The 7604-nt window shown below is 70.6% G+C and carries 6 protein-coding genes; 5 read left to right on the top strand and 1 reads right to left on the bottom strand.

Annotated elements, in window-relative coordinates; all coding sequences use genetic code 11:
- The first annotated feature begins 40 nt into the window (after nt 1-40).
- The gene (locus QSK20_RS20760; RefSeq protein ID WP_502888974.1) at nt 41-298 is read left to right on the top strand and encodes a protein kinase family protein; all 258 of its coding nucleotides are present in this window, start codon (nt 41-43) and stop codon (nt 296-298) included.
- 105 nt (nt 299-403) lie between these two features.
- Nucleotides 404-1741, top strand: coding sequence for a M23 family metallopeptidase (locus tag QSK20_RS20765; RefSeq protein WP_285790260.1), 1338 nt, complete (start codon nt 404-406; stop codon nt 1739-1741).
- Nucleotides 1742-1890: 149 nt separating this feature from the next.
- Here QSK20_RS20765 and QSK20_RS20770 read toward each other — a convergent pair whose 3' ends face one another.
- The gene (locus QSK20_RS20770; RefSeq protein ID WP_285790261.1) at nt 1891-3204 is read right to left on the bottom strand and encodes a YncE family protein; all 1314 of its coding nucleotides are present in this window, start codon (nt 3202-3204) and stop codon (nt 1891-1893) included.
- Nucleotides 3205-3379: 175 nt separating this feature from the next.
- Between QSK20_RS20770 and QSK20_RS20775 the strand changes: the two genes are divergently transcribed.
- From QSK20_RS20775 to QSK20_RS20785, 3 genes are all read left to right on the top strand, one after another.
- Nucleotides 3380-4576, top strand: coding sequence for an RsbRD N-terminal domain-containing protein (locus QSK20_RS20775; RefSeq protein ID WP_285790262.1), 1197 nt, complete (start codon nt 3380-3382; stop codon nt 4574-4576).
- 947 nt (nt 4577-5523) lie between these two features.
- The gene (locus QSK20_RS20780; protein WP_285790263.1) at nt 5524-6147 is read left to right on the top strand and encodes a vWA domain-containing protein; all 624 of its coding nucleotides are present in this window, start codon (nt 5524-5526) and stop codon (nt 6145-6147) included.
- 24 nt (nt 6148-6171) lie between these two features.
- On the top strand, nt 6172-7569 hold the full coding sequence (locus QSK20_RS20785; protein WP_285790264.1) for a protein kinase domain-containing protein: 1398 nt from the start codon (nt 6172-6174) through the stop codon (nt 7567-7569).
- Nucleotides 7570-7604: the final 35 nt, after the last annotated feature.

Consider the following 7604-nt stretch of genomic DNA (forward strand, 5'->3'; position numbering starts at 1 on the left):
CGGCAGCCACCCGGCGGGCCGCGCGGACGCCGCCGAAACCCTGGCCACCTTCCTGACGGCCCTGCACCGACCCGCCCCCGACGGCGCGCCCGCAGGCCGGGACCGTGGCGGGCCACTGGCCGACCGCGCCGAGCAGTTCACCGCCGGGCTCGCCGCCGCCACCGGGCGGGGGCTGGTCGACGACCCGGAGGCCGTCCGCGCCGTCTGGCACGACGCGGTCACCGCGCCCCGCTGGACAGGTCCGGCGCGGTGGCTCCACGCCGACCTGCACCCGGCCACCGTCCTCACCGCTGACTGACTGAGCGGCCGGCGCGGAGTCGGCCCCACCTCGCCACGCATGATCGTCTATGTTGTCCCTCCGGTGTCGCATCGATGTCCGACCGGACCGAGAAGAGGGCGTGGCATGACCAGGGAGACGGTGGCAAGGCGGCGGTGGGCGTTCCTGTCCCTCCTGGCCGTCCTGTGCGGACTCGTGCTCGTGCCGGCACAGCCGGTGGGCGCCGTCGCGGGAGCCATGATCCAGCCGGTCGGCGGGCGGGTGACCGGGGTGTTGTCGAACCGGTGCGGTTCGGTGGACGCCGACCACTATGGGGTGGACGTCGCGGGCAACAGCGGGGCGGCGATCGGGGCGGCCTATCCCGGCACGGTCGCGGCGGCCGGCTTCACCAGCGGTGGCGGATACCTGGTCACCCTGAACCACGCCGCCGGTTACCAGACGCGGTACCTGCACATGGTGCGGCAGCCGTCGGTGGTGGTCGGGCAGCAGGTGGGTCAGGGCCAACTGCTGGGGTACGTCGGCAGCACCGGCAACTCGACCGGTCCGCACCTGCACTTCGAGATCCGCCGCAACGGCGCGGTGTACGACATCGGGCCGGCCTACACCTGCGGCGGCACGGTGACGAAGGGCGCGCCGATCAACCTGCCCTTCGCCGACCTGGCCCCGGTCATCGCGATCCCCGACCGGTTCGCGTTCGTGAACTCGGCCGGGGTGCTGTATGCGAAGGACGGGGCGTACGCGCCGTGGCAGGCGGTCAACGCCGGTGGGGCGTCGAAGGTGGTGCTGGGCGGCAACTGGATCGGCTGGTTGCAGGGCGGCAACTTCTACGCCAAGGACGGGGTGTACGCCCCGTGGCTGACGATGGCCGAGGGCGGTCAGGTGCGGGACATCGCGGTCAGTGGTGACCGGTTCGCGTTCGTGAACTCCGCCGGTGTGCTCTACGTCAAGGACGGGGCGTACGCGTCCTGGCGGGCGATCAACAGCGGTGGGGCGTCGCGGGTGGTGCTGGCCGGTAACTGGATCGGCTGGGTGGAGCGGGGCAACTTCTACGCCAAGAACGGCATCGACGCCCAATGGCTGACGCTGGCCGGCGGTGGTCAGGTGCGGGACATCGCGGTCAGTGGTGACCGGTTCGCGTTCGTGAACTCCGCCGGTGTGCTCTACGCCAAGGACGGGGCGTACGCGCCGTGGCAGGCGGTCAACGCTGGTGGGGCGTCGAAGGTGGTGTTGGCCGGCAACTGGATCGGCTGGTTGCAGGGCGGCAACTTCTACGCCAAGGACGGGGTGTACGGCCCCTGGCTGGCGATGGCCGAGGGGGGCCAGGTGCGGGACGTCGCGCTCGGACCCGACGACTGGTTCGCCTTCGTCGGGAGCGGCAACTTCTATGCCAAGCAGGGCGCGTACGCCGGCTGGATCTCCATGGCCGGTGGCGGTCAGGTCGGCGGGATCGCCGTCACCAGCTGACCTCGGACCGAGCACCCGTAGGAGATCAGCGAGCAGGTCCTCCGGCGGGCGGCAGAACGCTCCCCGCCGAGGCGGCGGGGAGCGCGACGCCGGCGTGTGGCGCCCGGGACGATGCCGGGCGGCCGATGCCGGCGTACCGGTGATCGGGGTCAGCCGGCGGGCGGCGGGGTCCAGCCGGTCGGCAGGCCCCCGATCCGGACCCGCTGCGGGTGGTCGCCGACCGCCACGCTGGTGACCTTCTGGCCGGTGGCGAAGTTGATCGCGGTGACCCGGTCGGTGTCCGATTCGGAGATCACGCAGTCCCGGCCGTCCCCGCTGACCGTCGCCCAGTACGGCTTGCCGGCCGTCACCAGCGGTCCGGGCGCGAGAGTGGCGCGGTCGACGATGGTGGCGTAGTTGTCCATGGTGCCGGCCACGCAGAGCTTCGACCCGTCCGGGCTCATCGACAGGCCGTGGTGCCGGGAGTCGTTGACCCAGGTCGTCCGGTCCTCGTTGGTGTCCGGGTTCTTCGGCAGCGTGGCGATCCGGGTAATGGCGTCGGAGGCGACGTCGTACTCCAGGAACCCGTTGAAGAACGACACCTGGAAGTAGAACTTCGTCTCGTCGGGCGTGAAGACCGCCGGGCGGACGGCGTCGGAGAGGTCGGTGCGGCCGACGGCGTTCAGCCGGGGCCGCATGTCGATGGTCCGTACGGTGGCGAAGGTGTTGGCGTCGGCGACGACGATCTTCCGGTCGCCCTTGGTCCAGTCCTGGGACGGGTCGTCGAGCGAGGTGGTCACCTCCCCGATCGACATGTTCCAGATGTGCCGGCGGTCCTTGGTGTAGATGTTCTCGTGCGGCTTGTCCCCGGTCTTGAACGACCCGAGTTCCCGGCCGGTGTTGATGTCGAGCACGTGCACCCGGTTGGACAGGGAGGCCGAGACCGCGACCCTGGTGCCGTCGGGGGAGACGGCCATGTGGTCCGAGCGGTACCCGGAGACCGGGAACCGCCAGCGGACGGCGCCGGTGGCGACGTCGATCGAGACCACGTCGGCGAAGCTGGGCCGGGAGGCGACCACCGCCGTGCCGTCCGGCGTGCTGTACATGTCGTCGACCAGTTGGTCGTGCCCCTCACCCGGCCCCTCCCGGACACCCAGGTAGAAGGCGAGCTTGATGGGGTTCAGGTAGATCTCCCAGAGCCGTTCGGTCTTGTCCGGGACCACGTTGATCCGGCCGAGTCTGGCGTAGTCGCCCCGGGCGCGGATGACGTCGACCGTGCCCTCCCGATTGTTGCCGACGAACATCACCTCCTGGAGGCTGGCGCCGCTGACCGGGGCGGCGGCCCGGACCGGGCCGGTGGGACCGGCGGCGCCGGCCGGGACGGGGGCGCCGGTGACGAGGAGGGCGAGGGTGGCGACGGTCGCGCCGTACCAGCGGCGACGCCTGCCACGGGCGTGCGGGGACGCGGATGCTGCTGCTGTCATGGACCGCTCCTGACCGTGGGGTGCCCGTGCCGGCGTTCCGTTCGACGCGACACGGTGTTACTTTGCGGTAACGGAAGGAAATCAGTCGAACCTGGACTCTCGGTAGGTGCCGAGGTCCAACACCCGGACGAACCGTTGTGCGTGAGCCACAGCGACGGTCGAGGGAGCGGGGTCGATGGTGCTGCCGGAGCGGCTCGTGTCCCTCGGGGCGCTGCTACGCGACATCGCCGCCGACCAGCGGATCGTGGACGAGATGGTCGAGGCGGCGCGGGCCAGCTCGGTCGAGGTCGCCCGACTGCCGTGGGCGGAGAACCGCCGGCACGTGGCGGCCCTCCTCGCCGCCGGGCTCGCCTCCTTCGAGCTGCTGGCCGACCCGACCGAACGCGACTTCGCCGAGGCCCGGCTGCTGGGCGCGGACCGGGCCGCCCAGGGCGTACCGATGACCGGGCTGCTCCGGGGGGTCGAGGCCGGACGGCGGGTGGTGGTGGAGGCCGCCCTCGACCGGGGCCGGGCGGTCGGCATCCCGGACGCCGCGCTCCTGGCGGGCCTGCTCGACCTCGACCGGTACGCGGGCGCGTTGGAACGTGCCCTGATCGACGGCTACCACGCGGCCGAACGCGACCTGGCCCGGACCGACCAGGACGATCGCAACCGGATGCTGCGCCGGCTGCTCGCCGACGGGCCGACCGCCGGCTGTCGGGAGGACCTGCTCCGCTTCGGGCTGCGGCCGGACGGGCGGTACCACTGCGTGGTCACCGACCTGACCGACCCGGCCCGGATCCGCGCGGCCGAGCGCCGGCTGTCCCGCTGCGGCGGCGTGTTCGGTACGGTCGACGACCGGCTCGCCGGGCTCGCCCCGCGCCGGCTACCGACCGACGCCCTCGACGCCACCACCCTCGTGGTGGTGGCGCCCGCCCGGCCGCTGGACCGGCTGCCCGCCCTGCACGCGCTCTGCGTCGCCGCCCTGCACGTCGCCGCCGGTGCCGGGCTGCGCGGCCGGCACACCCTCGTCGAGCTGGCCGGGGAGACCGCCCTGGCCGCCCAGCCGGTCCTGGCCGACCTGCTCGGTACGACCCTGCTGGCCGCCCTGGACCCGGCCGACGGGTTCCACCGGCAGTTGGCCTCGACCGCGTTGGCCTACCTGGACCACGGACAGCGGCTCGACCACACGGCGGCGGCCCTGCACCTGCATCCCAACACCGTCCGGTACCGGATGCGCCGGTTGCGGGAGCTGGTCGGCATGCCGCCGCTGCTGGCCGAACCGGACGGCCGGTGGCCGGTGCTGGTCACCCTGCGCTGGTGGTGGGCGCTGCGGACCTGGCTGGCTCGGACGGGCGGCGGCTATTCCACGTCCGTCCTGCCGTCACCGTGACACCGACTTCGCCGGCTGTCACCGGGCGTGCAAAAGGCCCCGGGTCGGCGGGACCCAGGGCCTTCGCGTCGCAGGACGTCGTACGAGTGGACGTGAACGCGCGTCAGGTCATTCACGGCGCGCGAATGTGCGGCCTGACGTTGCCTTTCGAAGGTGTTCCGTCAATCCTGTGCGGGATTTCGTGCGGACATGAAGCTTCTGAAGCTGGTAACGACGTGCGTGGTCCGCGTTTGCGTTCAGACCTTCACATCCCATGTTACCGATGAGGAAACAAGTGGCTGATCTTTGAAGGGGAGTCGTGCTCCGGTGTGCCTCAGATGTGCATACAGCTCCCTTGGTCACTGGTAATCATGGGGGAGGCGGGGCTTCGCATGTGCCTCGGACTCCCACCGACACTTTGACACCCAGGCCCTCGAGTCTCGTTCGCACGTCGCACGGCTGCGATTTGATCATCGTCCAGGCCACGCCCAGGACCATGATCAATATTGCGCCGGCGAGAGCTGTTCGCAGAACAGGTGGGCCGCCATTCTCCGGGCGGCCCATGGGTCCTACCTGCACACGAGGCTGGCTGGGCGGGCCCGGCGATCAGGGCGTACGGTCATCCCTCTCCATTCGTTCGTCGGGAAACGGCCATTGTGAACGCCGCACAGTGGCGTCTGGGCGGGACAGTACCAGTTGTCGGCCACAGTGCGGGGCAATGAGCGAACGCGCTTTGCGGGGTGGCTGGCAATGGTTGTAGGTTCGCTGGCGACTCTCCGAAAGCAAGTTCCTGGACGTCGGGTTCGGCGTGGCGTCAGCGCGTTGTGCGGGGGTCTTGACCACGGCAAATAGCTACCACTATTCTGTCCTGCTCGGATCCGCCCGAGCGTCGTGCATGCTTGGAGGAAGCCATGGAGAATCAGCCGGGTCCAATGCGTCCGAGAGCGCAACTTCCACGCCCGCTGCCCGTGCTGGTGCTCGCCGATGTCAGCGGCAGCATGGCGCAGGACGGCAAGATCGGCGTCTTGAACCAGAGCATATCCGCGATGATCAGGAGCTTCGCCGCCGAGGACACCGTCCGGGGTGAGATCGTGGTCGGGGTGGTGACGTTCGGCGGCGACGGGGCCCGGCTGCACCACGCGCCGGTACCGGCGCGTGAGGCGCAGTGGACGGACATGGCGGCGAGCGGCCGGACGCCGCTCGGTGGGGCTCTCGATCTACTGGCCGACCTCCTGCAGGACGAGGAGATCATTCCCCGGCGGGCCTTCCAGCCGACCCTGGTGCTCGTCTCCGACGGGATGCCGACCGACGAGTGGCACGAGGCGCTGACCCGGCTGCTCGGCACCGAGCGTGGCGGCAAAGCCGTACGCCTGGCGGTCGGGATCGGCCAGGACATGGATCAGGACGCCTTTACGGTGCTGAACCAGTTTGTCGCCAATCCGGCGATCCCGGTGATGCGCGCGGACGAGATCCACCGCCTCTCGTCCTTCTTCGCCTGGGTGACGATGAGCGTGACGACGCGGGTGCGTAGCGGTCGGCCGGAAGATCCCGCCGTGATGCGGCCAGAGGACCTCCTCGACTTCATGAACTGACGGCGACTCCGGAGAGGATCGGGCGTGCTCGCAGCGGGACAGGCCGCCACTTGGTCGACGACCGGCATCCGCAACATCGTGTACCAGGAGAACGGCGAACCGTTGGAGCTGACGCGAAGGTTGGGCGTCGGCGGGCAGGGGGAGGTGTGGGTAGCCGGGCGGCGACACGCCGTCAAGGTGCTCCGCTCCAGGAGCCAGTCGGACGCGTCCCGGCTGCACCAGCGTCTCCGGGTGGTGAAGCGTCTGGACCTCGATGGCCTGCCGCTGTCCCGGCCACTGGCGATGCTCCAGCCACCGCACCTCGGGTACGTGATGGAACTGCTCGACGACATGGTCGCGCTGGAGACGCTGTCGGCCGCACCCTCCGCTGAGGACTTTCTGACCTGGTACGGACGTACGGGCGGTCTACGGCGGCGGCTGCGTCTGCTCAGCCGGCTCGCTGACGCGCTCTCCTCCCTGCACGCGCGGGGAATGGTGTACGGCGACCCGTCGCCCGCCAACGTGCTGGTCTCCGAGCCGGTGGAGCACGACGAGGTGTGGCTCATCGACGTGGACAACATCGCGGTCATGTCGGAGGCCCGCGACGAGCAGTACATGACACCGGGCTATGCCGCCCCCGAGCTCGTCGCCGGCCGCAGCGGCGTGACCAGTCTCAGTGACGCGCACGCGTTCGCGGTGATGGTGTTCCAGGTGATGGCGGTGACACATCCGTTCGTCGGTGACGTGGTGCACGACGGGGAACCCGACCTCGAGAGAAGGGCGTTCGCCGGCGAGCTGCCCTGGATCCACCACCCCGACGACGACACCAACCGGTCGAGCTTCGGCATCGACTGGCGGTACGTGTTGACCCCTGCGCTCCGGACACTGGCGGAACGGACGTTCGTCGACGGGCTGCACGATCCGACGCGTCGGCCGACGGTCGGGGAGTGGCGAACCAAGCTGTACGACGCCGCCGCCGTCACCCTTCGGTGCGACGGGTGCGGGGGCTCGTTCTACGCGAACGTCGACGCGTGTCCCTGGTGTCGCCGGGGCGCGCCGCCAGCGCTCGCCGCCACCGTTCACACGTACGTACCGGACCTGGCATCGGTCGACGGACGTCCCCTGACGGCGCTCGTCCTCCAGATGGAGGATCCGGTCGTGGTCACCGCCCGCACCGCGATCCTCGACCAGCAACAGTCGGAGCGTCCCGTCGTCGAGCTGCGGTGGAACCGGGCCGGGCAACTGGTGACCCGTAACCACTGGAACCGACCGGTGTGGTTCACCGCCGGCGACGGTGACGCCGCGTTGTCGGTGGAGCCGGCCACCGAGTACGCGTTCCCCGGACCGGACGCACTGCCGGGCTGGGCGCTGCACTTCGGCCAGAGAGGCGAGCCGCACCGGTTGCTCCGCTTCGTCCGGATGCTTCGGGGCGGTAGCAAATGACCAACGCTCCCCGACCGGGCCGGCGGCCCGCGCAT

This window comes from Micromonospora sp. NBRC 101691 (assembly GCF_030269285.1).
Classification (GTDB): Bacteria; Actinomycetota; Actinomycetes; order Mycobacteriales; family Micromonosporaceae; genus Micromonospora; species Micromonospora echinospora.

Excerpts from the sequence above, each read along its gene's own strand:
- QSK20_RS20765 (WP_285790260.1), top strand. The coding sequence starts at position 404 with ATGACCAGGGAGACGGTGGCAAGGCGGCGGTGGGCGTTCCTGTCCCTC.
- QSK20_RS20770 (WP_285790261.1), bottom strand. The coding sequence starts at position 3,204 with ATGACAGCAGCAGCATCCGCGTCCCCGCACGCCCGTGGCAGGCGTCGC.
- QSK20_RS20775 (WP_285790262.1), top strand. The coding sequence starts at position 3,380 with ATGGTGCTGCCGGAGCGGCTCGTGTCCCTCGGGGCGCTGCTACGCGAC.